This is a genomic window from Bordetella muralis, assembly GCF_054781015.1.
Genome location: NZ_BAAGVF010000003.1, coordinates 548,796 through 570,400, shown reverse-complemented (window position 1 = coordinate 570,400; position 21,605 = coordinate 548,796). Strand labels below are relative to the sequence as shown.

21 protein-coding genes are annotated in these 21,605 nt (G+C 59.2%); 6 read left to right on the top strand and 15 right to left on the bottom strand.

Annotated features, from left to right (window positions below):
* Positions 1 to 67 precede the first annotated feature (67 nt).
* Positions 68 to 997, bottom strand: a complete 930-nt coding sequence (locus ACYVIT_RS07645) for a LysR family transcriptional regulator (RefSeq protein WP_415806465.1) — start codon at positions 995 to 997, stop codon at positions 68 to 70.
* A 113-nt stretch (positions 998 to 1,110) separates the two neighbouring features.
* On the opposite strand from ACYVIT_RS07645, the gene ACYVIT_RS07640 reads away from it, so the two are divergent.
* Both ACYVIT_RS07640 and ACYVIT_RS07635 read left to right on the top strand, forming a co-directional pair.
* The gene (locus ACYVIT_RS07640) at positions 1,111 to 1,647 is read left to right on the top strand and encodes a phosphonopyruvate decarboxylase (RefSeq protein WP_415806464.1); all 537 of its coding nucleotides are present in this window, start codon (positions 1,111 to 1,113) and stop codon (positions 1,645 to 1,647) included.
* Positions 1,647 to 2,243 (top strand): thiamine pyrophosphate-dependent enzyme, encoded by a 597-nt coding sequence (locus ACYVIT_RS07635; RefSeq protein ID WP_415806463.1) that lies wholly within the window; start codon positions 1,647 to 1,649, stop codon positions 2,241 to 2,243. The genes ACYVIT_RS07640 and ACYVIT_RS07635 overlap by 1 nt, the downstream gene beginning before the upstream one ends.
* 658 nt (positions 2,244 to 2,901) lie before the next feature.
* Here the strand turns inward: ACYVIT_RS07635 and ACYVIT_RS07630 are convergent.
* The 8 genes from ACYVIT_RS07630 to ACYVIT_RS07595 form a co-directional block, all read right to left on the bottom strand.
* Complete coding sequence (locus ACYVIT_RS07630; RefSeq protein ID WP_415808754.1) at positions 2,902 to 3,855, bottom strand: 2-hydroxyacid dehydrogenase; 954 nt, start codon at positions 3,853 to 3,855, stop codon at positions 2,902 to 2,904.
* 28 nt (positions 3,856 to 3,883) lie between these two features.
* Positions 3,884 to 4,849 (bottom strand): tripartite tricarboxylate transporter substrate binding protein, encoded by a 966-nt coding sequence (locus ACYVIT_RS07625; RefSeq protein ID WP_415808755.1) that lies wholly within the window; start codon positions 4,847 to 4,849, stop codon positions 3,884 to 3,886.
* Positions 4,850 to 4,992: 143 nt separating this feature from the next.
* Positions 4,993 to 5,571 carry an amino acid synthesis family protein gene (locus ACYVIT_RS07620; RefSeq protein ID WP_415808756.1) on the bottom strand — a complete coding sequence of 193 codons (579 nt, stop codon included), beginning with the start codon at positions 5,569 to 5,571 and terminating at the stop codon, positions 4,993 to 4,995.
* 69 nt (positions 5,572 to 5,640) lie between these two features.
* A complete protein-coding gene (locus tag ACYVIT_RS07615) occupies positions 5,641 to 6,591 on the bottom strand; it encodes a Bug family tripartite tricarboxylate transporter substrate binding protein (RefSeq protein ID WP_415808757.1) in 951 nt (316 codons plus the stop codon).
* 34 nt (positions 6,592 to 6,625) lie between these two features.
* Entirely contained in the window at positions 6,626 to 7,567 is a 942-nt protein-coding gene (locus ACYVIT_RS07610) for an NAD(P)-dependent oxidoreductase (protein ID WP_415808758.1), read from the bottom strand.
* Between the two features lie 68 nt (positions 7,568 to 7,635).
* Positions 7,636 to 8,517, bottom strand: a complete 882-nt coding sequence (locus ACYVIT_RS07605) for a LysR family transcriptional regulator (RefSeq protein WP_415808759.1) — start codon at positions 8,515 to 8,517, stop codon at positions 7,636 to 7,638.
* A gap of 33 nt (positions 8,518 to 8,550) precedes the next feature.
* Positions 8,551 to 9,759 carry an MFS transporter gene (locus ACYVIT_RS07600; RefSeq protein WP_415808760.1) on the bottom strand — a complete coding sequence of 403 codons (1,209 nt, stop codon included), beginning with the start codon at positions 9,757 to 9,759 and terminating at the stop codon, positions 8,551 to 8,553.
* A gap of 249 nt (positions 9,760 to 10,008) precedes the next feature.
* Complete coding sequence (locus tag ACYVIT_RS07595) at positions 10,009 to 12,294, bottom strand: NADP-dependent malic enzyme (RefSeq protein ID WP_415808761.1); 2,286 nt, start codon at positions 12,292 to 12,294, stop codon at positions 10,009 to 10,011.
* Between the two features lie 125 nt (positions 12,295 to 12,419).
* Here ACYVIT_RS07595 and ACYVIT_RS07590 point away from each other — a divergent pair, with 125 nt between their 5' ends.
* Positions 12,420 to 13,418: a LysR substrate-binding domain-containing protein gene (locus ACYVIT_RS07590; RefSeq protein ID WP_415808762.1), complete on the top strand. Its 999-nt coding sequence runs from the start codon at positions 12,420 to 12,422 to the stop codon at positions 13,416 to 13,418.
* Between the two features lie 25 nt (positions 13,419 to 13,443).
* On the opposite strand, the gene ACYVIT_RS07585 is transcribed toward ACYVIT_RS07590, so the two are convergent.
* The 5 genes from ACYVIT_RS07585 to ACYVIT_RS07565 all read right to left on the bottom strand — a co-directional run bounded on the left by ACYVIT_RS07585 (position 13,444) and on the right by ACYVIT_RS07565 (position 16,988).
* Positions 13,444 to 13,734: an addiction module antidote protein gene (locus ACYVIT_RS07585; protein WP_415808763.1), complete on the bottom strand. Its 291-nt coding sequence runs from the start codon at positions 13,732 to 13,734 to the stop codon at positions 13,444 to 13,446.
* Positions 13,731 to 14,060 carry a type II toxin-antitoxin system RelE/ParE family toxin gene (locus tag ACYVIT_RS07580; RefSeq protein ID WP_415808764.1) on the bottom strand — a complete coding sequence of 110 codons (330 nt, stop codon included), beginning with the start codon at positions 14,058 to 14,060 and terminating at the stop codon, positions 13,731 to 13,733. The genes ACYVIT_RS07585 and ACYVIT_RS07580 overlap by 4 nt, the downstream gene beginning before the upstream one ends.
* 52 nt (positions 14,061 to 14,112) lie before the next feature.
* Positions 14,113 to 14,475: a TrbG/VirB9 family P-type conjugative transfer protein gene (locus ACYVIT_RS07575; RefSeq protein WP_415808765.1), complete on the bottom strand. Its 363-nt coding sequence runs from the start codon at positions 14,473 to 14,475 to the stop codon at positions 14,113 to 14,115.
* Between the two features lie 225 nt (positions 14,476 to 14,700).
* Positions 14,701 to 15,666 carry a Bug family tripartite tricarboxylate transporter substrate binding protein gene (locus ACYVIT_RS07570; RefSeq protein ID WP_415808766.1) on the bottom strand — a complete coding sequence of 322 codons (966 nt, stop codon included), beginning with the start codon at positions 15,664 to 15,666 and terminating at the stop codon, positions 14,701 to 14,703.
* 113 nt (positions 15,667 to 15,779) lie between these two features.
* Positions 15,780 to 16,988: a mandelate racemase/muconate lactonizing enzyme family protein gene (locus ACYVIT_RS07565; RefSeq protein ID WP_415808767.1), complete on the bottom strand. Its 1,209-nt coding sequence runs from the start codon at positions 16,986 to 16,988 to the stop codon at positions 15,780 to 15,782.
* Positions 16,989 to 17,170: 182 nt separating this feature from the next.
* Here ACYVIT_RS07565 and ACYVIT_RS07560 point away from each other — a divergent pair, with 182 nt between their 5' ends.
* Positions 17,171 to 17,887 (top strand): FadR/GntR family transcriptional regulator, encoded by a 717-nt coding sequence (locus ACYVIT_RS07560; RefSeq protein WP_415808768.1) that lies wholly within the window; start codon positions 17,171 to 17,173, stop codon positions 17,885 to 17,887.
* 75 nt (positions 17,888 to 17,962) lie between these two features.
* Here the strand turns inward: ACYVIT_RS07560 and ACYVIT_RS07555 are convergent, their stop codons facing one another.
* Positions 17,963 to 19,462 carry a CoA-acylating methylmalonate-semialdehyde dehydrogenase gene (locus ACYVIT_RS07555; protein WP_415808787.1) on the bottom strand — a complete coding sequence of 500 codons (1,500 nt, stop codon included), beginning with the start codon at positions 19,460 to 19,462 and terminating at the stop codon, positions 17,963 to 17,965.
* A gap of 161 nt (positions 19,463 to 19,623) precedes the next feature.
* Here ACYVIT_RS07555 and ACYVIT_RS07550 point away from each other — a divergent pair, with 161 nt between their 5' ends.
* A complete protein-coding gene (locus ACYVIT_RS07550) occupies positions 19,624 to 20,553 on the top strand; it encodes a LysR family transcriptional regulator (RefSeq protein WP_415808769.1) in 930 nt (309 codons plus the stop codon).
* 1 nt (position 20,554) lies between these two features.
* Positions 20,555 to 21,598, top strand: a complete 1,044-nt coding sequence (locus ACYVIT_RS07545) for a LacI family DNA-binding transcriptional regulator (protein ID WP_415808770.1) — start codon at positions 20,555 to 20,557, stop codon at positions 21,596 to 21,598.
* Positions 21,599 to 21,605 lie beyond the last annotated feature (7 nt).

Genomic DNA, 21,605 nt, shown 5'->3' with positions numbered 1-21,605 from the left:
ACATCATCCGTCGTTACCTGGAATTAGTTTACATGCGTCCTGGCCTGAAGAATATGGCGGTGTCCTGTCACCCTAACCACCGCCCCTCTATCCACGCTCCGGAAACGACTGCGTTGCGCGCTTCGTCGGTCAATATGTCCACCGTGCATTGAACAGCGCGGGAAATGGGCCGATTGGTCGGCAATCCCAGCACGATCGTGCGCGTGATGTCCGGCTCGGCCAAGGGTGCACCTCTCAATTGATTTCTGCGCAAGTCGTCTGCGACGGCAATAGGCGGCAGAATCGTCCAGCCATGCCCGCCCAATACCAGGCTGCGTTGGACGCTCAAGGCGTTGGTTTCCACCGACACATCGAGCGTAACGTGCGCAACAGCACATGCATGCTCCATCAGCGTGCGGATGCCATGCGGCGCACTGGGCAGCACCAGTCTCTGGCCAACCAGATCCGCCAGCGCAACTGGACGGTCTGGACGCAGTGCACTGTGCTTCGGCCCGATGACCCAGAGCGGCTCCTCGATCAGTGGCGTGGACTCGATATCGGGCGACCGTTCCACTCCATATAACAAGGCAGCATCCACCTCGCCCGATGCCAGCCAGCGCTGGAGCGTCCCCGCGTATCCCATGGCGATCCGTACGCGTATGCCTGGATAAGCGGCCGCCACTGCCGATGCCAATGGGCTGGACAGCATGTCGATGCTGCTGGGCAGCAGCCCCAGCGTCACCAGGCCACTGATGCCCTGCCCCACGCCGTTGATTTCCACCCTTGCCCGGTCCAGCTCCAGCAATGCCCGGCGCGCATAGCCCACCAGTACCTCGCCTGCCTCGGTCAGGACCATACCGCGGCGCTCGCGCTCGAACAAGGGCGTGCCGATGTCCTCCTCCAGCAAACGGATCTGACGCGAAACGGCGGGCTGCACCAGATTGAGCACGTCGGCCGCCCGCGTCACGTTGCCGGTTTCGACAACCGTCAGGAAAGCGCGCAGTTGTTTCAAATCCATCTTGCTATGCCTCGATCAGGAATCTTGATTGGATCATGCCAAATTTCTATTTTATTTACACATCCATCACATTTTATGATTTCTACGTCGTTCAACTCTAGGGATCTCCCCCAATGAACCAACCATCCACTACGACGCCTTCCTGGCAGGAAGCCGTTTTCAATGTATTAAAGAACGGCGGCGTACGGCAGATCGCCTACGTGCCAGATGCCGGCCATTCACACGTCATACGCAGCGCCATCGCCGACCCGGATATCCAGGACATCGTGCTGACGACCGAAGAAGAAGGAGTTGCGCTGGCCAGCGGCGCCTGGCTGGGCGGCCAGCGCGCGGTGTTGCTGATGCAAAGCAGCGGCGTGGGTAACTGCGTCAATATGTTTTCCTTGCTGCAGGCGGCCGATTTTCCGTTTTTCACGTTGGTCACCATGCGTGGCGAATATGCGGAGTTCAATCCCTGGCAAGGCCCGATGGGCAGAGCCACACAGGCCGCGCTGGAATTGATGGGCATACACGTACTGCGCGTCTCCCGTCCCGAAGAGGCAGAGGAGATTGTCAGTGCCGGATTCGACGCCGCCTTTGGCGCAGGCGATAAAGTCGCTGTGCTATTGGGACAGAACCTGATCGGACGAAAAAAATGGGAGCGCAACTGATGAATCAGACTCAACAAAAACCCGGTGTCCAACGCCGGGAGTTCGTAGCGCGACTGCTGGCGGGCGTTCCCGATGCATTGGTTGTAACGGGCCTGGGTTCGGCCTCATACGACGTCTATGCTGCTGGCGATCGCGACAGCAACTATTATCTGTGGGGCGCCATGGGTGGCGCAGCGCCTTTGGGATTAGGCCTGGCGCTGGCACAACCTGACAAATCAGTCGTCGTCATCACGGGCGATGGCGAGCAGCTCATGGGCATAGGCAGCCTGGCCACGATCGCAGCAAAGCAAGCGCGCAATCTCACCATCGTGGTACTGGACAACGGCCATTTCGGTGAAACCGGCATGCAGCGCAGTCATTCCAGCCTGGGTACGGATCTGGTCGCAGTCGCCAAGGGTTTTGGTATCCGAGGCGCGTTCTCTACCGACAGTCTGGAGGGCTGCGATGAGGTCATCCGCCGCGTTCAAGCCCGCGACGAGGTCACGTTCGCGCAGGTGTTTATCGAGGCGAATGAGCCTCCGCGTATGCTGCCGCCCAGAGATGGGCCATTTATCAAGAACCGGTTTCGTGGTGCACTAGGATTAGAACCGTTCTGATTGTTGTCCCTGGCCGGTGAGGTGATGAGTTCTAGTGGACAAGCAAGGGATCTTTCGAATGACGATTTCGCGATATCCAACGATGGGAGACGCCTCTTCGCACGCTCTGCGTATCCCGATGTCCTACGCATAGTGACGTTCTACGTACCATCGTTCTATGCGTCATGACGCTCTACATCTCATCATACGTTCCATGCATCATCGTCGCATGCATCGACTCTAACCAAGCAGATCTTCCAACCTGGCACCACGCCACCCCGCCGCATGCCCGGACCGATCGCCATTTTCGGGGGTGCAGGGCACCCGAAAATGGCAGCCCTGCAAGATCTTCCTCTTTGCCAACAGTGCTACAAAAAAACGCCAAGCAAGAGGCTGGTGCCAGCGATGTGATGAGCTTGAGTGACTGCGAGTCGAGCCGAGGCAATCGGGCCGTGAGGGCGCCTCAAAGCCGAGTGGAGCGGACGTCGTAGGTAGGCCCGAACGGGCCGGACGAGACGAGCGAACACGGTGTCCGGCGCCCGCGCGCCGGACCGGCTTTGTGAAGCCCTCACGGCCCGATTGCCTCGGCTCGACGTCCAATAAGCAAATCAATCTCCATCAAAAACTACCGCATAGCATAAGAACAGCAAGGCTGTTCAAACCCGACCAGATATACCCTTCACACAACCGGCGTAACCAACGGCTTACCCGCGTAGAAGCATTCGGCGTTCTCCAGAAACTTACGCACCGACATATCGATCGCCTGCGGCGAAATCCCAGCGATATGCGGGGTCAACACAGCATTATCCAGATCCAGCAACGGCTGCGGCGGTGTGGGCTCGTTCTCGTAGACATCCAGAGCCGCCGCCATCAATCTGCCATCGCGTAATGCCTGTGCGACCGCGTCCGTATCGACCAATGTGCCACGAGCAATGTTCACCAGCACGCCCTGCGGGCCGATCGCATTGACGATAGTCTCATCGATGATGTGATACGTTTCCTTGCCCCCGGGCGCGGCCACCACCAGAAAATCGCACCACTCAGCCAGGCTTTTCACGTCCCCGAAGTATTGAAAATCCACGTCCTCGCGTGGCCGGCGATTGTGGTAGCCGATTTCCATATCGAAACCCAAGGCCCGGCGGGCTACCTTTTTCCCGATCGCCCCCATGCCCAGAATGCCCAGCCGGCGATATGACACATGCGGCGGACGCGGAATATCGTCGCGCCACAAGCCATGCCGTACGCCATTGTTGAGAAAGGGTAAGCGTCGAATAGCCGCCAACAACAGCATCATCGCATGATCGGCGACACAGTCGTCGTTGGTGCCCGCCGCATTGGCAACAGGGATTCCGCGCGCTTTGGCATGCTCAACGGCCACGTTTTCATAACCGACGCCCACCGTACAGATCAGCTCCAGCGCGGGCAGGCGGTCGATCTCGCTGGCCAATAAGCCATTGGTGCCATTCGTCAACACCACTTTGATTTCATGTCCACGAGCCGCGATCTGTGCCTCACCGTTTGACCGGTCCTTGCCCAAGTGGGCATTCGGCGCGTAGATCATATCGAATCGCTCGCTCACCAAAGCACGGTGTTCTTCCGACAAAAATACCAGCACCAGCAATACAGGTTTCATGCGACGTGTCTCCGTCAACGGGATTTGATTATTGAATACTCGCGCCCGACAGTTTTACCAGCTCGCCCCATTTCTTGATTTCGGTACCCACCAATTGTTGGAAAGCTTCCGGGGTATCACCCGCAGGAGTCGAACCCTGCTCACGCAGGATTTTCTTCACATCGGGATCGTTCAGCACAGCATTGATGGCCACATTCATACGCTGAATGATAGGCTTGGGTGTGCCTGCAGGCGCCCATACGCCGTTCCATAATACGATTTCATATCTGGGTAAGGCTTCGGCCACTGCCGGCACATCAGGTAACCGCGGCGACCGCTCTGCCGTAGTGACGGCCAATGGACGCAGTTTGCCGCTATCAATGAACGGCAGTATCTCGACCATAGGTGAGAAAACGGCTTGTATCTGCCCTGCCAGCAGGTCGGTATTCGCAGGTGCGCCCCCTTTATAGGGCACATGCGTCATCTCCGCGCCCACCATCTGGCCGAATAACGCCCCCGATAGCTGTTGCGACGTGCCATTGCCCGCCGAGCCGTAATTGACGGCGCCCTTGTGCTCCTTTACATAGGTAATGAAATCAGCCAGCGTCTTTGCCGGAAAACTCGTGTTGACCATCAGAACGTTCGGGATGAGCGAAACGCGAGACACCGGGGCCAGGTCTTTTTGCACATCGAGCGGCATTTTCTTGTAGAGCGTCACGTTAGTCATCAGCGTACTGGTATGCATCAGAAACGTGTACCCATCCGGTGTCGCCTTGGCCACATAATCCGCGCCGATATTGCCCCCTGCACCTGCACGGTTCTCGACTACCACGGGCTGCCCTAGTTCGTTCGGCAGCTTCTGGGCGATCAGGCGAGCGGTTGCGTCGGTGCTGCCACCGGGCGCCAGCGGCACCACCAGCGTAATCGGACGCGTAGGCCAATTTTCAGCGTGAACCAAAGGGGTAGCGGCGAGGCACATCACGCCTGCCATGATGGCGGTAATTGTCTTGATCATGCTTGTCTCCTTGCTGGCGTGCGTCGCCCCCGCATCGGGATACGCGCAACACCTATCGATTTATAGAAATATGGCGCCGTCCCAAAGTGGAATGCGCCATATCGCACGCCCTCAGTCCTGTGCTCTGGCGAGGGCAAAAACACTCAGCGTTGGCCGTCACCGACCGTCAAATTATCCGCACGCAAGCCGCCCAGGCGCTCATGTACACGTGTACCGGTGGAAACCACCAATGCGTACAGCAGCTCATCGGGACGCGGACTGTCAATAGCGCCTACGTCCATGGTGCTGAAGTGGCTGCGCACATAGCAGGCTTCGATATGATGCAACGGAATCTGCAGTCGAGTACCTGCCGAAGCAACGACCTTGGCTGCCGGCACAATGGATTTTGCTTTGGGCAACACCGCACGCATCGTCCAACCGCCGGCCTCGTGCCAGATGGCCCCGTGTTCCAGTTCGCCATTCAACCCCACGATGGCCCCTTTTCCATAGGCCTCGACATTCTGAGGGCCGCCCACGGCTTCCATGAGCTCGGGCACGATGTCCTTGGCCAACACCTTGGAATCCTCGACCAGTTGGGAGAGGTCCTCGACATAGCGGCCCGCATAGGGGTTCTTGATCACCACCGCGATCGACGCCATCTTGATGGGTTTGTCACGAACGGGGCCGCCTTCGTGATAGATGGATTCGACGTTCAACAGCTTTTTGCGGATCTGAATTGCCATACTGGTGTACTCCTTTGTTTCCTGAATGAAAATTACGCCGGCGCGGTCACCACGCCGTATGGATGATCACTACTGAGGGGTTAAGCCCGCATCGACGAAAACCTTGCCCCATTTATCAATATCGGATGCAATCAGTTGCCGGAATCCTTCGGGCGTAGAGGTACGCACAGTCAGCCCATTTGTCGCGAACTGCTGTTGCAGCGATGATGACTGCAGAACATTCCCCAATGCTTGGTTGACGCGCGCTATCACGTCAGATGGCGTACCGGCAGGAGCCGCCACCCCAAACCAGACATTCAGGTCGTAATCGGGCAGCCCCGCTTCCGCCAAGGTCGGCAGCTCCGGGGCTAACGGAGAACGCGTTTTGCTGGTTACCCCCAGGGCTTTTACCCGGCCGGCCTGCGCCTGCTGCAGACCGTTGACCATATCGGCAATCGTAAAATCAAGTACCCCACCCATCAGGTCCGTCATGGCCTGAGGCACGCCACGGTAGGCCACGGCCGTAGCAGTAAACCCGCCCATGGATACGACCTGCGCCCCGCATAGCTGCGCACTGCCCGATCCATAGCCATAGGACAGCTTGCCGGGATTCGCCTTGGCGTAGTCAATCAGGTCCTTGACGCTATCTACAGGCAAATCACCGCGCGAGACCAACATGAAAGGCGCTTCGGCAACGAGGCCGATGGGTGCGAAATCCTTGCGAGGATCATAGGGCAAGGACTTGAATGCACTGACGTTGCTGGCCCCGGTACTGACGCCCACCATGAACAAGGTATACCCATCCGGCTCAGAGCGTATCGCGGAAGCCGTGCCCACTGTGCCGTTGGCGCCGGCGCGATTTTCGACTACGACAGATTGCCCCAATTCGCTATCCAGGCCCTGGGCCAGCGCACGCGCCACCACATCCGTAATGCTGCCTGGTGTAAAGGGCACGATCAAACGAACAGGCTTTTCTGGATAGGCCGCCCACGCTAGCACGGGCAAGGCGCACATCAACGCCGCGAACAGACGTCGCTTCATTAACTGTCTCCTCATCTTTTTCAGTGCAACGCCGTCACTGCGGCTTGGCGCCAAACTCCACGCCCGCCCATTGTTCGATATGCCGAATGGGATAGACGTTGTCGCGCTGTCCATCGCCCTGCGTGATCGCGAATGCCAGAAATTGCCGCGCAGCCGGATTCACCAACATGGGAACACCGAGTTTCTCGGCCTCGTCGATGCACATCTTGACGTCTTTGTGCAGCAACTCCGTCGTAAAACGCACGGGAAAGCTGCGGTCCAGGACGCATTGGGGAATACGCTCCAACGTCGCGAACGAACGTCCGCTGGAGACATTGATCACGTCCAGCAGCGTTTGAGGATCCAACCCGGCCTTCACGCCGTAGACCAGGGCTTCGCAGCTGGCCACCATGCTGGTGGCATAAAGCGTGTTGTTGATGATCTTCGTGGTCTGGCCCAGACTGGGATCGGCTCCGAGATAGAACACGTTTTTGCCGATGACGCGCAGCACTGGCTCGATTTCGTCAAATGCCTCTTTAGGGCCGGCCGCCATCACAGCCAACGTGCCCTTTTCAGCGGCCACCGTGCCGCCGCTGACGGGTGAACCGATCATGGCGATGCCCTGTTGGCTCAACAACGCTTCGACGGTCTTGGTGACAGAAGGGCCTGTCGTGGACAAGTCGACCAGGATACGTACGTTCTTTACCTGGGCGACTTGGGCGCCGACCTCGGCGACAACAGCCGGCATCGGCAAACACAACAGCACGATGGGCGTCTGCTCTGCCAGTTCCTCGACGCTGCCCGCCCCTTTTGCGCCACGCGCCACGATGCGTTCCTGCGCCGCCGATGAGCGATCATGCACAATCAGCTCATGGCCGGCGGCCAACAGACGATTTGCAAAATGCTGGCCGATGTTACCCAGACCTATCAGTCCCAACTTCATTATTGCTGTCTCCACAGGTTTCACGATTCGCGTCAGCCAATGGCCTGGCGTCATCAATGGAATCCTAGGGATCAGGAGAGAACTGGGCGAGTGCTGATTCCTCGATGGGGTATAGCTTCAGGTTAATCGTGCTTCAGCAATAGCTCGATAAACTTCGTGGCATGAGTCTTTCCTGTATCAAAAGCCGATCGCACGATACTGGGATTCAGCGGGATGTCCTCTGCCAGCGGCAATACCTGAATATCGGGCCAGTCCATGCTCTCGGCGGTGAACTGATCCACCATCGCAACGCCGGCGCCGGCTCGCACCAGGCTGCAGGCCATGTCGGTGTGATGAATATAGATAGAGGCCTGCAGACTGATATTGGCCTTGTTGAATGCCGCAGACACCAGCTGGCCGAAAGGGATGCTGGGATGATGGGCGATCAGAGGATATCTCGCCAGATCTGCGATGCTCACGCATTTCAGCTCCGCCAGCACATGCCCGCGAGGCACGACGCACACCATGCGGCCAGACAGGAATGGCGTTACATGCAGGTTGGGATGCTCGATGGGCAGCACGGAGATCGCCAGGTCGACCTTGTTGCTCAGCACGTCTTGCGCCATGCTGTTCAAGAGCGTCAGGCAGTAGTTCACCTGAATATTGGGATACTGCTGAACGAACCGTGTGATCGTCCTGGCCACAATGCCACGGCTGAGCGCAGGGCTGCATGCCAGATTCAGCACGCCTGACGGACCGCTGACCAGCCCACGCGCGAAATCGTCCACGCGCAGCACTTGCTGGTAACACTGATCCACCTCGCGAAACAGGGCCTCGGCCTCTGAGGTAGGAACCAGTTTGCCTTTGACCCGGTTAAATAGCGTCAGTCCCAGCGTCAATTCCGTATGCGCGACGATGCGGCTCAGCGCAGGCTGCGAGGTAAAAAGTAAGCGAGATGCTCCTTTGATCGAGCCGGTCAACATGACCGCTCGGAATACTTCCATCTGACGCAAGCTGAATCGCATGCGGGTGTCCCCCCGTCTTGAACCAGATGCAGTTTAGAGCTTACGTGCCAACATCGCACCGCCTACGGCCAGCGGTAACAGCATCAGTGCCACTAATGTCCAGCCGCCGGCTTGCGCCAGCGCGCCCGCTGACATCGGCCCTATCAATTGCCCCGCATAGCTGCCTTGCAACATCAAGCCGATCGTCGGTGCGACCAGCGCTGGACTGGGAGCAACTCTGGGGGCAATGGCAGTCAACGCCCCAGGGATGCCGCCCATGCAGCCGATCATTGCCGCGGCAACAGACACGGCAACGATGGGCGGCAGATGCAGCCAGAACAACGCCGGTATGCAGAGGGCCGCAATAATGAAGTTCGTCGACACAATCCGCCGCGAGGCAATGCCGCGTCGCATCAACATGCCTGCGCCAATGTTCCCCAGCACATTGGAGGCGACAATTGCCGCACTCGCAAAACCTGCCTGTATGGGCGTCAAGTCCAGAAGATCACGCAGCAACAAGGGCAGAAATCCGGAGAATGCAAAGTAGACAATCGCGTACAGGGCAAAACAGATCGCAATGAACTGCGGGCCACGTGCTATGCCCACCTTGCGTATGGCATTCCACGCGCTCCTCTCGTGCGGGTTTCCGGGAGGTGTTGCATCGAGAGGCGGAGTTGCTATGGCAGGCATCGACGGCAATCCGAACAGCATCACGATCGCACATACGATGGCCAAGCCAGCGTTGATTTGCCAAATCGCAGGCCACGACAGCGGCTGACCCAACGATGAGAACAGCGTCGTCGCAAAGATCACCAACGCAATCCCACTGGGAACGGCAGTACTCGACAAGGCCATCGCCAAATCGCGGTCCTCGAGGGCTGCCTGACGCCCAACGACACTCGACGCACAGATCAATAGCATGACAACAGCTATGCCCTCGAGAACGCGCGATATCAGCAAGACTGCGACACTCGGCGCGCCACCACCCAACAAGCTGGTCAGAGCGATGATGACTAATCCGCCCACGAGGATCTTACGCGCATCAAAGCGCGCAATAAGCACGCCGAGCGGCATCGCCAATAGGGCGCCGACAATCGCCAAGGCCGATATCACCAGCCCCGTTTGCCCCAGGCTCAAGTGCAGTGGATCGCCTTGCAGCAAGGGCGCAGCGATGATGGCCTTGCCAATCTGGAATGAGGCGATGAGCGCGGCAAGAATCGCCAGTGCGATGTTGCGCCAAGCGGTGCGGGGTGGTGGTGTCATGTCAGCCAATCACAGGTTGATGAGCCGGTGCGCGACGCCTGCTCTGGATATCTGAACAGTGTCCCCCTGCAGCGGGTAGCTGCCAGGATGCATCCGGACTCGGGGATGGCTGAAGTCTAGAAATTAAAGTTAACTTTAAGTCAAGCGTTGTTTTAGCGCGCGTGCGAGGGCCAAGGGCCGGGACTGCACGCTGAATGCAGTCCCAGTTCCAAAGGAACCCTCGACTACACCGCGCGAGACATGCGCGGCCTAGCCCAATCCGCCGTTAGCCTCCAGCACCGCCAGCGCCGCCATATTGACAATCCGGCGAACACTGGCGCTCGAGGTCAGGATATGCACGGGTGCGTTGACGCCCAACAGGAATGGCCCCACGGCGACGTTGCCTCCCGCGACGGTCTTGAGCAGGTTATAGGCGATATTGCCCGCGTCCACATTCGGGCAGACCAACAGGTTGGCCGCGCCTTTCAAGGGAGATTCGGGCAACAGGCGCTGGCGCAGCGCCTCGTCCAGCGCGCAATCGCCGTGCATTTCGCCGTCCACCTCGAGGTCCGGCGCCTGTTCATGTATCAACTCCAGCGCTCGGCGCATTTTGGCGCCGGATGCAGAGCTGCCCGAGCCGAAGTTCGAGCGCGACAACAGGGCGACCTTGGGCATCACGTCCAGGCGCCGCATAGTTTGTGCGGCCATCGCCGTGTATTCGGCAATCTGCTCGGCGCTGGGGTCATCATTGACGTGCGTGTCGACCAGCGCGATGGTCTGTTCGTTCAGCAACAGGATATTCATCGCGGCGTAGACGTTGTGCCCCGGTTGCAGGCCGATGACCTCGTCGATAAACCGCAGGTGGTCGTGATACGCCCCCACCGTACCGCAGATCATGCCGTCCGCATCCCCCAGGTGCACCATCATCGCGCCGATCAAGGTCATGCGGCGGCGCATTTCCACACGGGCCATTTCCTTGGTGATGCCACGGCGGCACATCTTGTCCCAGTAGGTCGTCCAGTACTGGTGAAAACGCTCGTCGAACTCGGGATTGGTCACTTCGACGTCCTGCCCCAGGCGCAGGCGCAATCCGAATTTCTCGATACGCGCCATCAACACGGCCGGACGGCCGACCAGTATAGGTTTGGCCAAGCCTTCATCGACCACCACCTGCACCGCCCGCAGAACGCGTTCGTCCTCGCCTTCGGTAAAGACGATGCGGGCCTTGCCTCCTGTACGCACCAGACGCTTGGTGCTGGCAAACAGCGGTTTCATGAAAGCGCCGGAACGGTAGACGAACTGCTGCAGTTGTTCGGCGTACGCCTCCAGATCCGCCAAGGGCCGTGTCGCCACGCCGCTTTCCATCGCTGCTGCAGCCACGGCGGGTGCGATGCGCACGATCAAACGCGGATCAAAAGGCTTGGGGATCAAGTAGTTGGGACCGAATCGCAAATCGTAGGTCCCGTAGGCGGCCGCCACGACCTCGTTTTGTTCTTCTTCAGCGAGGGCTGCAATCGCACGGACCGCGGCCATCTCCATTTCGCGCGTGATCGTGCTGGCGCCTACGTCCAGCGCGCCACGGAAGATGTACGGGAAGCACAGTACGTTGTTGACCTGATTCGGGTAATCCGAACGTCCGGTAGCCATGACTACGTCGTCGCGGACCGCATGAGCCACTTCGGGCAGGATCTCTGGCGTAGGGTTGGCCAGCGCCAGGATCAATGGCCGAGCGGCCATGGCCGCGACCATTTCGGGCTTGAGCACGCCACCGGCGGACAGGCCCAGGAACACGTCAGCACCGGCGATGACGTCGGCCAAATTACGCGCATCGGTCTTCTGCGCGAAAATAGCTTTCTGCTCGTCCATGAGCACAGTACGTCCTTCGTACACCACGCCTTCAATATCGGTGACCCAGATGTTTTCTCGCGGCAAGCCCAGATCCACCATCAGATCCAGACAGGCCAGCGCCGCGGCACCAGCACCGGATGCGACGACCTTGACCTGTGTGATGTCCTTGCCGACGACTTTCAACCCGTTAATGAATGCGGCGCTCACGGTGATCGCGGTTCCGTGCTGATCGTCGTGAAACACGGGGATGCTCATGCGTTCGCGCAACCGGCGTTCGACGGTGAAACACTCGGGCGCCTTGATGTCCTCGAGGTTGATGCCGCCAAAAGTGGGGCCTAGCGAGGCGATGATATCGACCAGTTTGTCGGGATCGGTCTCGTCGATCTCAATATCAAACACGTCAATGCCAGCGAATTTCTTGAACAATACGGCCTTGCCTTCCATGACGGGCTTGGAGGCCAACGGGCCGATATTGCCCAGCCCCAGTACGGCGGTGCCGTTGGTGATCACGCCAACCAGATTGCCACGGGCCGTAAACCGAAAGGCATTGACCGGGTCCGCGGCGATTTCCTCGCAGGCGGCGGCGACGCCGGGGGTGTAGGCCAGCGCGAGATCACCCTGTGTGACCAGGGGCTTGGTCGCAGCGATGGAGATTTTTCCCGGAACGGGAAACTCGTGATAGTCGAGGGCGGCTTGGCGATCGCTCATGGTGATTTTCCTGATGACGGCGAATAGTGCGAAAGAACGGCCATTCTAGGCGGTGAGTTATCATTGAAATATTCTGATTAAAGATATATTCATATCATTTACCTAATATCTTTCCCCATTCCGGCATGCCCGAATCCGTTTTTCCCTCCGATGATGTCGTCCGCCGCCTGATCTCGCGGCTCAAGATGCGCCACCTGCAGTTGATCGTGCAGGTTCATCGGCTCGGCTCGCTGACCCGGGTCGCCGAGCAAATGGCGACCAGCCAGCCCGCGGTGACCAATACATTGTCGGAATTGGAGTCCATGTTTGGCGCCCCGCTGTTTGTGCGAACAGCGCGCGGGATGGCTCCGACGGACATGGGGCGCGTCGTGGCCGCCCGGGCGCAAGCGATCTTGCAGGACCTGGGGCATCTGGTGCGGGATATGGAGGCATCCAGCGTCGGCCTGGCTGCACGCCTGCACGTGGGCGTAACGCCGTATGTTTCGGGGCGCTTGATCGCCGATGCCGTCTGTGCGGCGCAGACCGGCACTCAACGGTTGGCTGTGCGCATTCACGACGGCACCAGCGAGAGCCTGCTGCGCGCGCTGCGCGATCACGAATTAGATGTGGTCATTGCGCGGGCAAGCCCCCAATTGGACCTGCAAGGACTGGTGTTCGAACCGCTCTATCATCAACAGGCCAGACTCATCAGCAGCAGACAACTGGCGGCGCAGTTGGGGCGGGTGCCGTTGTCCTGGGCGCAACTGGCTGAACTGGATTGGGTACTGGGAGAGCCGAATACCGCGCTGCGCGAGCAAGTCGCCAGCCTGTTCATCCAGGCCGGCATTGCGCCCCCCGTGCCGATCACTGAGGGCTATTCGGCAAAGCTGATCGGCGAAATCATCGCCTCGTCCGAACGTGCAGTGTCGCTATTGCCGGCGGATATTGCCACCGAGCTCGTGCATATCGCAGGCGTGGCAATTGTCCCGTACACCATCGAGTGGAACCTGCCGCCGGTGGCGGCGATTGTTCGTAATGATGTAGGCAATAGCGAATCTCATCGACGCTTTCTGGAAGCGGTGCGCCATGCGTCGAGCGGTATGCCGCGCAGGGCTGCGCATCCGGGACGGCAGACCGATTTCTAAGCGCTGTGGTCTGTTTGCCTGCAGCTCAAATCGCTGTAACGCTGAGGCGCAACCCCATCGCATGGAGCACCTTGTGTACCGTGGTGAGTGTCGGATTCCCCTTGTCGGACAGCGCACGAAATAAGGTTTTTTCACCCACATCCGCCCGACGTGCCACCTCCGCCATTCCGTGCGCCTTGGCCACCTGGCGTAATGCCACAAGCAAGGCAGCCGGATCGTCCAACTCGATTACTGCCGCCAGATAGGCCGCAGCTTCGACAGGATCACGCATTGCCGCAATGGTCGATGCGTCGTAGCTTGTGTCACGTGCATTCATAGTTCGCCTCGCTCACGCCAATCATTCAGGTATCTCAAGGCAAGCTTGATCCCGCCACGCTGCCTCGATTTGTCACTGCCACAAAGCAACAACACGACAACTGATCCCTGCCGACTCAGATAGACGCGATAGCCAGGACCATGATCGATGCGTAGCTCTTGCACTCCATCGCCCACGGACTTGCAGTCGCCCAAATTTCCCGCTTGTACACGCGCCAGCCGTGCTCGGATTCGGGCACGAGCTTGCACATCTCTCAAATCGGCCAACCACTCGTCGAAGGGAACGTTGCCCTCCTCGGTCTGATAAATCCTTAGCGTTATCAACATAGTATCATATAAGATACCAACAATGTGAGCTGGGGCATGCTCCTATTTCCTCTCACGGCTCGCTTCCCGATCCCATGTCACGACCGGAGTCGTCAACATCAGAGACGTGCGGCATATGCTTTTCTACTCGCGCCACCTGATGTCCGCCGCGCACGATCAATACGGGCCACATTCCGTCCACGATGACATAGGGATCCTGTCGTTGATACGGCAGCGGTTGCAGTCCGCTGGGCGTTTGGGCGAATAGCGCCGGAGGCGTACGCCCCGGCGCGAACTGCAGCCAGATACGTCCGGCTCCGCTGAACACCTGCAACGGTGCGACCATGGGATCGCCGGACAGCTGCCAGTTGAAATCGTAGTCAGCCACGGGCGCACCATCGCGTGGCCAGCCGGGTGCGCTATTTGGCCATGTCATGCACCCTGCCAGACACAGTGACAGCACGACTGCACATAAACCTCGAACCATGCTTTTCCTGAAATCAAGGAGCGCTCGGAAAGGAGCGCATCCCCAACATGGTGACGAGTTGCCGCGATGGTGACTAGACTGACTTATACGAACGGACTTTTCCGTTCACTTTGGCGATAAGGCGCTTGCGCGACGCCAGGTTCTACCCTTGGCCCACGCCCGGCGCACGCCAGCCTATTCGATCGTGATCCCGCGTTCCTCGATCAGATCTTTCCAGCGCTTGAATTCCTGAGCCTGGAAAGCAGTGAACTCCGCGGGGGTATTGGCGACGATTTCCAGGCCCTGCTCTTCGAGTTTGCGGGCGACTTCAGGGTCTTTGAAACTGGCGATCGCGGTCTCGGCGAGTTTGGCTTTGACATCGGCGGGCAAGCCTTTGGGGGCCGATAATCCTTGCCAGGAATAGATCACGACATTCGGTACGCCGGCTTCTGTCAGCGTAGGCACATCGGGCAACACGGCGGCACGCTTTTCGCCGGTCACAGCGATGGCGCGCAGTTTGCCGGCGCGGATGTACGGCAATACGGAGTTCACGTTCTGAAATGAGTAATCGACTTGGGCGCCCATCAAATCATTGATGGCGGGAGCGCCGCCTTTGTAGGCCACGTGCATGCCTTCGGTATGCGTCTGCTGTAGAAAGACTTCGGCAGATAAATGATCCGAAGCGCCATACCCCGAATTGGCGAAACTGACTTGTCCGGGTTTGGCTTTCAATTCGGCGATGACGTCTTGTACTGTACGTGCCGATTTGCTGGGCGGCGTGACCAGGACGTTGGGCGTTTGTACTGCAACGGTGATGTAATCGAAATCCTTGAGGGCGTCGTAGGGCGTGGATTTGATCAGGTGCGGCGCAATGACGTAGGTGCCCAGCGAGGAAAACATCAGCGTATAGCCATCGGGTTTTTCACGCGCCACCTGGCCCCCACCGATAGTGCCTGTGGCACCGGGTCGGTTGTACACCACGAACGATTGGTCCAGGCGGCGTTGCAGTTGCTCGGCCATCATCCGGCCCAGCGTATCGGTAGCGCCGCCTGCGGGAAATGGCACGACGACTTGCACAGGCTTTTCTTTGGGCCATGGCGTTTGAGCCGCTGCAGCGAATGCGGCGCATGACAGCATCATGGCGGCCAATAATTTTTGCATTGTTATGTCTCCTTGATGTACGCATTAGAGCGGCCGCCCAGGATGACGGCATCGCTTGTTTGCCAATATGTGTTGGGGCCTGGTGATGAGGTTGCGCGGCGCGCCGGTTTACTTCACTGCTTTGCAACGCTCTCGCGCACAATGGCGTCTTGCCTGGTTTGGATCGCAGGATTCAAACTGGTCCCCAACCCCGGCGCGGTCGGCGCCAGCACCATGCCGTGGTCGACGATGGGCAGATGCGTGACCAGATCGCGATACCATGTGCTCAGCGTGGCGCGCACGACTTCCTGAAAAATTGCGGTAGGTGCATGCATGGCCAAGTGCAAGCCGGCGATCAGCGTGACGGGCCCCGTGCAATCATGGGGGGCCAGTGGTCGAGCGTAGGATTGCGCCAACGCTGCGATCTTGCGTCCCTCGGTCAGGCCGCCGCACCACGCTAAGTCGAGCATCACGATATCCAGGGCGTCTTTGGCCAACAGATCGCGAAATGGCACGGTACCGGCCAGGGTCTCGCTGCCGCAAATGGGCACACTGGTCTGGCGGCGCAGGTCGGCTAGCGCCTGGGCATCATCCATTTTGCTGATGGGATCCTCGGCCCAAAAGACACCGTAGTCCTCTAGCCCGCGGCAGATACGCAATGCGGCATTGGCGCCCCAAAGGCTGTGCAGTTCGCACATGATTTCAATGCGGTCGCCCACGGCTTCGCGCACTTTTTTAAAGGGCTCCAGGCCATGTTTTAAATCCTGTGCACTGATCAAGTGCCCACCCGTAGCAGCGGCATAGGCATCGAACGGCCAGATTTTCATGGCCGAGTAGCCCTCGTCCAACAAGCTTTGTGCCAGTGTCCCGGCATCACGCATGAATGCGATCTGATCGTCATAGGGGCCTGCCGACAGCTCGGAGCCATCAGTACTGCGGCGTACTACGCCGCCTGTGTTGTAGGCATAGCCAGCGCAGGTGTTGTAGGCACGAATGCGATCACGCACGCCCCCGCCCATCGCGATATAGGTCGGCACGCCTTGGCGTTGACCGGCCAGGTCCCACAAGGCGATGTCTACGGCGCTCGCTGCACGAATCTCGGCGCTGGCGCTGTGAAATCCCAGGTAGGGATTCATGAGTTGTTGCGAGACGGCTTCGATATGCCGTGCGTCGCGGCCCAACAGCCAGGGTGCAACGGTCTCGTGCAGGACGGCCTCGACGGCCTGTGCACCGCGGAATGACTCGCCCAGGCCAATCAGACCCTCGTCGGTTTCGATTTCCACCCAAATCAGATTGGGACGTTCGTTGATGCGAATACTGCGTAATGCCGTAATGGTAGCCATGCCGTGAATCTGCTCTTGTCTGTAGAAAGGAAAGGCGAATCGGGTGTTACCTGAATCGGTCCGAATCACATCGATCTGCGCGCGAGTTGTCATGCTCGTGGCGAGCAATTATCTTGTCAACAAAATGACAAAGTAGTATTACTGCTTTGGCAATATCGATTTACAGATCATGGACGACGCCAATGGCAATTTCCCCGCTGAGCGATTTCGCCTACAAGCAGGTGCTGGAAATCATCGAAAAACAGGAGCCGGACGATAGGCTCCCCAGCGAAGACGAATTGGCGCGCAAACTGGGCGTATCGCGTCCGGTCCTGCGCCAGGCCCTGGCCCGATTACGCTCAGAGGGCTGGGTCTATGCCCGGCGCGGCTCGGGAAATTTTGTGGGGAAGCCGCCTGCCCTGCAAAGCGCGACGTTCGGCCCGCTGCACAGCATTCCGGATGTGCGCAGCTTTTTGGAGTTTCGCTGTCTGATCGAGGGCGAAAGCGCTGCCGAGGCGGCTCGGTGCACCGATACGCAAATGCTCGCGGAAATCGAACGGCGCCAACGCCTCTTGGAATCTGCCTGGTCGCGCGGTGAACTCGGCATCGAAGAAGACATCGCCTTTCATGGTGCTATCGCCGCGGCCAGCGGCAATCGGTTTTTCAGCATGACGATGGCCGCACTCGCTGAACAGACACGGGTTTCCATCAAGCTGATCCGCGAGCTGTCACCGCTGCCGATGGTCAGACGCGCTGTGGATGTGCGCAATGAACACCGCGCCATTGGCGAGGCAATCAAAGCAGGCAATGCAGAGGCGGCGCGTACGGCGATGGTCGATCATTTGCGCGGCGGAATGACGCGATTATTCGGTATTGATAATGTGCGAAACCCCGGCGGAAATCATTCCGCCGGGGCTTAAAAACTGCGCGGCAGAAAAGCCGCGCATGTCGATCTGAACGGCTGCACCACAGACTGATGCGGCCGCTGATGACGTCTAGCGTATCGTCGGCATGGCGAATTCCGCGCCTTTGCCGATGCTCTCAGGCCAACGCTGCATGATGCTCTTTTGACGGGTGTAAAAGCGCACGCCCTCTTCACCATACGCATGCATGTCGCCAAACAGGGAACGTTTCCAACCGCCAAAACCATGCCATGCCGCCGGCACCGGAATCGGCACATTCACGCCTACCATGCCGACCTCGATCTGGCGGCCGAATTCACGCGCCACGTTGCCATCACGTGTAAAGCAGCTGACGCCATTGGCGAACTCGTGGTTGTTGATCAATTGCACCGCCGAGGCGAAATCGGGCACACGCACACATGACAGCACGGGGCCGAAGATTTCTTCTTTGTAGATACGCATATCCGGGGTGACGTTGTCGAACAGCGTACCGCCCAGCCAGAAGCCATCGTCGCAGCCCTCGCCTGCTTGTGCGCCCTTGAACTCCCGGCCATCGGCCAACAGCGTCGCGCCTTCGTTGATGCCAATATCGATATAGCCGGCAATGCGTTGACGCGCTTCCGCTGTCACGATAGGGCCCATTTCAGCCTGGGCGTTCGTACCGTTCAGTACTTTCAGTTGCTTCAAGCGCTCGGCTACGCGCGGCACGACCTGATCGGCGGCGGAGCCGACCAAGACAGCTACCGAGATCGCCATGCAGCGTTCGCCAGCCGAGCCGTAGGCAGCGCCCATCAAAGCATCAACGGCTTGATCCAGATCGGCATCAGGCATGATCACCATGTGATTCTTTGCGCCGCCCAAGGCTTGTACGCGCTTGCCGTTGCGTGCGCCGCCCTCGTAGATCTGTTGCGCGACAGGCGTCGAGCCCACAAACGAGATCGCCTTGACATCGGGGTCTTCGATCAATGCCTGCACGGCATGATGATCGCCCTGCACCACGTTGAAAACGCCATCCGGCAAGCCGGCCTGCTTGAGCAGATCGGCGATGAACAACGATGCGCTGGGATCAATTGGACTGGGCTTCAGGATGAAAGTATTGCCGGTGGCCAAAGCCATGGGGAACATCCACATAGGCACCATCACCGGGAAATTGAACGGCGTGATGCCAGCCACTACACCCAGCGGCTGGCGCAAGGTCCAGTTATCCATGCCGGCCGACACCTGTTCGGTGAAGTCGGTTTTCAGCAACTGCGGCGCACCGCAGGCGAATTCGACAATGTCGATGCCGCGCGCGACCTCGCCCTGGGCGTCGCTGAACACTTTGCCGTGCTCGGAGGTGATGAGGCGGGCCAGATCGTCTTGGTGGCGATGCAGCAGCTCAAGAAAACGGAACAACACCCGTGCACGGCGCAACGGCGGCGTGGCGGCCCAAGCGGGAAAAGCCTTGCGGGCCGAGGCCACGGCAGCCTGGACATCTGTCAGCTCGGCCAATGCGACACGCGCCGACACCTGTCCCAACGCGGGGTTGAAAACGTCGCGGGTTTTAGGAGATTGCGGATCGACACGATGGCCGTCGATCCAGTGACCAATCAGGGGCGTGGAGGCGTTGGAGGGTGCGGTAGTCACGGGCGGTATCCAGATGGAGTTGATCGGAAAACAGGCTCAGTCTACGGCTGCGGCCTCCTGACGAGAAGACCGGTTTTGCGACATCAGTGTTTGATAAAATGAACAATCGTCAGCCCGGGAGCATCACGATGGCCACCGATCAGATTGCGCCGCTCGTGGCGGATATTTATTTATTGACCGCGCTGGCGGAAACCCGCAGCTTTACCCAGACGGCCAAGCGCCTGGGCGTATCAAAGGCCTCGGTCAGTACGCGCATCAATGCGTTGGAAAAGGCCGTCGGTCTGCCGCTCGTGCGCCGCACGACCCGGCATGTCATGTTGACCGAGGCGGGACACAATCTGGTCGAAAATGCAGCGCCGGCGTTTGATCGCATCAGCGCAGGGTTTTTGGCAGTGAAGGATTTGTCGGATGTGCCGCGCGGCACGGTGCGCGTGACCGCGCCTGTCGCATTTGGCCGGCAACATCTGGCGCCAGTCCTGCCGGCCTTTTTACGGCAATATCCCGAAGTGCGCATCGACCTGGAGCTGGTCGACCGTCTGGTGAACCTGGCGCACGAGGGCTTTGATCTGGCGATCCGCCATACCGACCATCCGCCGGAATCGTACATCGCCTGGGAACTCTGCTCGTCGCGCTCGATGCTGGTCGCCAGCCCGCAGTACCTGCAAACCCATGGCGAGCCGCAGCATCCGCGCGACCTGAGCGATCATGCGTGTGCCACCTATCTCGGCAATCGCACCTATGAAACATGGTCGTTTGTACGCGAAGGCCGGCGCCAATCGGCGCAGCCCATCGTGATACCGATACGAACCAATTTTCGGGCAAATAACAGCGAGGTGCTGCGTCAAGCCGTACTCGAAGGTGTGGGAATCGGTATGCTGCCAGACTTCAGCGCTGTGACGACGCCGCCCAATGGGCTCGTCGAGGTCTTGCCCAACTGGCGGGTACATGGCTTTTTTGGTGGCAAACTCTATGCCTTGCGCCCTTGGTCCGCGCATGTACCGCAATCGGTGAAATGCCTGGTGGAGTTTTTACGTGACAAGTATTCGCAAGGATTCTAAGGTGAGCAAGACCACGACGCGCGTCGGCAGACGCAGCGGTGGCGGCGTCACGCTGACCGACGTCGCACGCCAGGCGGGAGTCTCCGTCATGACGGCGTCGCGCGCCTTGAATCAACCTCATCTGGTATCCGACGACACACGGCAACAAGTGCTGGAGGCCGTTGCCAACAGCGGCTACGTGCCGAATCTGCATGCGGCCGGACTGCGTTCAAAACGCACGCGGATGATTGCGCTGATGGTGCCCTCCATTGCTTCAGGCTCGGCATTCCTGCTGGCCGTGCACGCGATGACAGAAATTCTGGTCGAGGCCGGTTATCAGGTGATGTTGAGCGAACGCGGCTATGACCGCTCACGCGACGACATGGTGCTGGACTCGGTGATTGCCCGTCGGCCTGACGGGATTGTGCTGACAGGGCTGATGGAGTCGCCCCGTGCACGGCAACGCCTCACTGCATCGGGCATCCCGGTCGTAGAGACCTGGGAAATGACCGATACGCCCATCGATATGCTGGTGGGCTTTTCTCACTATGATGTGGGCGTGGCCATTGCGCGCTATTTCCATGAGCAAGGCAGGCGCCGTGTCGCCTCGATCGCCGCAACAGAGGCGCGTACGGCAGCACGGTTCCACGGTTTTGCCGATGAGGCCCTGCGCCTGGGTATCGCGGGCCGCCATCTGCAGGAAGGTTCGTCGTTTGTGATCGAACCGCCCAGCCAACTCGGCCACGGACGCAGCGGCCTGGTTTGCGCGCTGGAGGGCGATCCCGATGTCGATGCCATTTTTTCGGCCACTGACATGGTGGCACTCGGCACCTTGATGGAAGCGCAAATGCGCGGACTGCGCGTTCCAGAGGACCTCGCCGTCGTGGGTTTTGGCGATTTCGATTTTGCCTGCAACGTCACCCCTGCCCTGACCACCGTGCGGGTGGATCACGAGGATATCGGACGCCGTACGGCCAGCATGCTGATCAATCGTATCGAAGGCATTGCGCCGGACAACCCCATTCAGGATGTCGGTTTCAAGCTCGTCCAACGCGAAAGCGGCTAACGGCAAT

Coding starts and splice junctions, on each gene's coding strand:
- ACYVIT_RS07645 (WP_415806465.1), bottom strand. CDS start 997: ATGGATTTGAAACAACTGCGCGCTTTCCTGACGGTTGTCGAAACCGGC.
- ACYVIT_RS07640 (WP_415806464.1), top strand. CDS start 1,111: ATGAACCAACCATCCACTACGACGCCTTCCTGGCAGGAAGCCGTTTTC.
- ACYVIT_RS07635 (WP_415806463.1), top strand. CDS start 1,647: ATGAATCAGACTCAACAAAAACCCGGTGTCCAACGCCGGGAGTTCGTA.
- ACYVIT_RS07630 (WP_415808754.1), bottom strand. CDS start 3,855: ATGAAACCTGTATTGCTGGTGCTGGTATTTTTGTCGGAAGAACACCGT.
- ACYVIT_RS07625 (WP_415808755.1), bottom strand. CDS start 4,849: ATGATCAAGACAATTACCGCCATCATGGCAGGCGTGATGTGCCTCGCC.
- ACYVIT_RS07620 (WP_415808756.1), bottom strand. CDS start 5,571: ATGGCAATTCAGATCCGCAAAAAGCTGTTGAACGTCGAATCCATCTAT.
- ACYVIT_RS07615 (WP_415808757.1), bottom strand. CDS start 6,591: ATGAAGCGACGTCTGTTCGCGGCGTTGATGTGCGCCTTGCCCGTGCTA.
- ACYVIT_RS07610 (WP_415808758.1), bottom strand. CDS start 7,567: ATGACGCCAGGCCATTGGCTGACGCGAATCGTGAAACCTGTGGAGACA.
- ACYVIT_RS07605 (WP_415808759.1), bottom strand. CDS start 8,517: ATGCGATTCAGCTTGCGTCAGATGGAAGTATTCCGAGCGGTCATGTTG.
- ACYVIT_RS07600 (WP_415808760.1), bottom strand. CDS start 9,759: ATGACACCACCACCCCGCACCGCTTGGCGCAACATCGCACTGGCGATT.
- ACYVIT_RS07595 (WP_415808761.1), bottom strand. CDS start 12,294: ATGAGCGATCGCCAAGCCGCCCTCGACTATCACGAGTTTCCCGTTCCG.
- ACYVIT_RS07590 (WP_415808762.1), top strand. CDS start 12,420: ATGCCCGAATCCGTTTTTCCCTCCGATGATGTCGTCCGCCGCCTGATC.
- ACYVIT_RS07585 (WP_415808763.1), bottom strand. CDS start 13,734: ATGAATGCACGTGACACAAGCTACGACGCATCGACCATTGCGGCAATG.
- ACYVIT_RS07580 (WP_415808764.1), bottom strand. CDS start 14,060: ATGTTGATAACGCTAAGGATTTATCAGACCGAGGAGGGCAACGTTCCC.
- ACYVIT_RS07575 (WP_415808765.1), bottom strand. CDS start 14,475: ATGACATGGCCAAATAGCGCACCCGGCTGGCCACGCGATGGTGCGCCC.
- ACYVIT_RS07570 (WP_415808766.1), bottom strand. CDS start 15,666: ATGCAAAAATTATTGGCCGCCATGATGCTGTCATGCGCCGCATTCGCT.
- ACYVIT_RS07565 (WP_415808767.1), bottom strand. CDS start 16,988: ATGGCTACCATTACGGCATTACGCAGTATTCGCATCAACGAACGTCCC.
- ACYVIT_RS07560 (WP_415808768.1), top strand. CDS start 17,171: ATGGCAATTTCCCCGCTGAGCGATTTCGCCTACAAGCAGGTGCTGGAA.
- ACYVIT_RS07550 (WP_415808769.1), top strand. CDS start 19,624: ATGGCCACCGATCAGATTGCGCCGCTCGTGGCGGATATTTATTTATTG.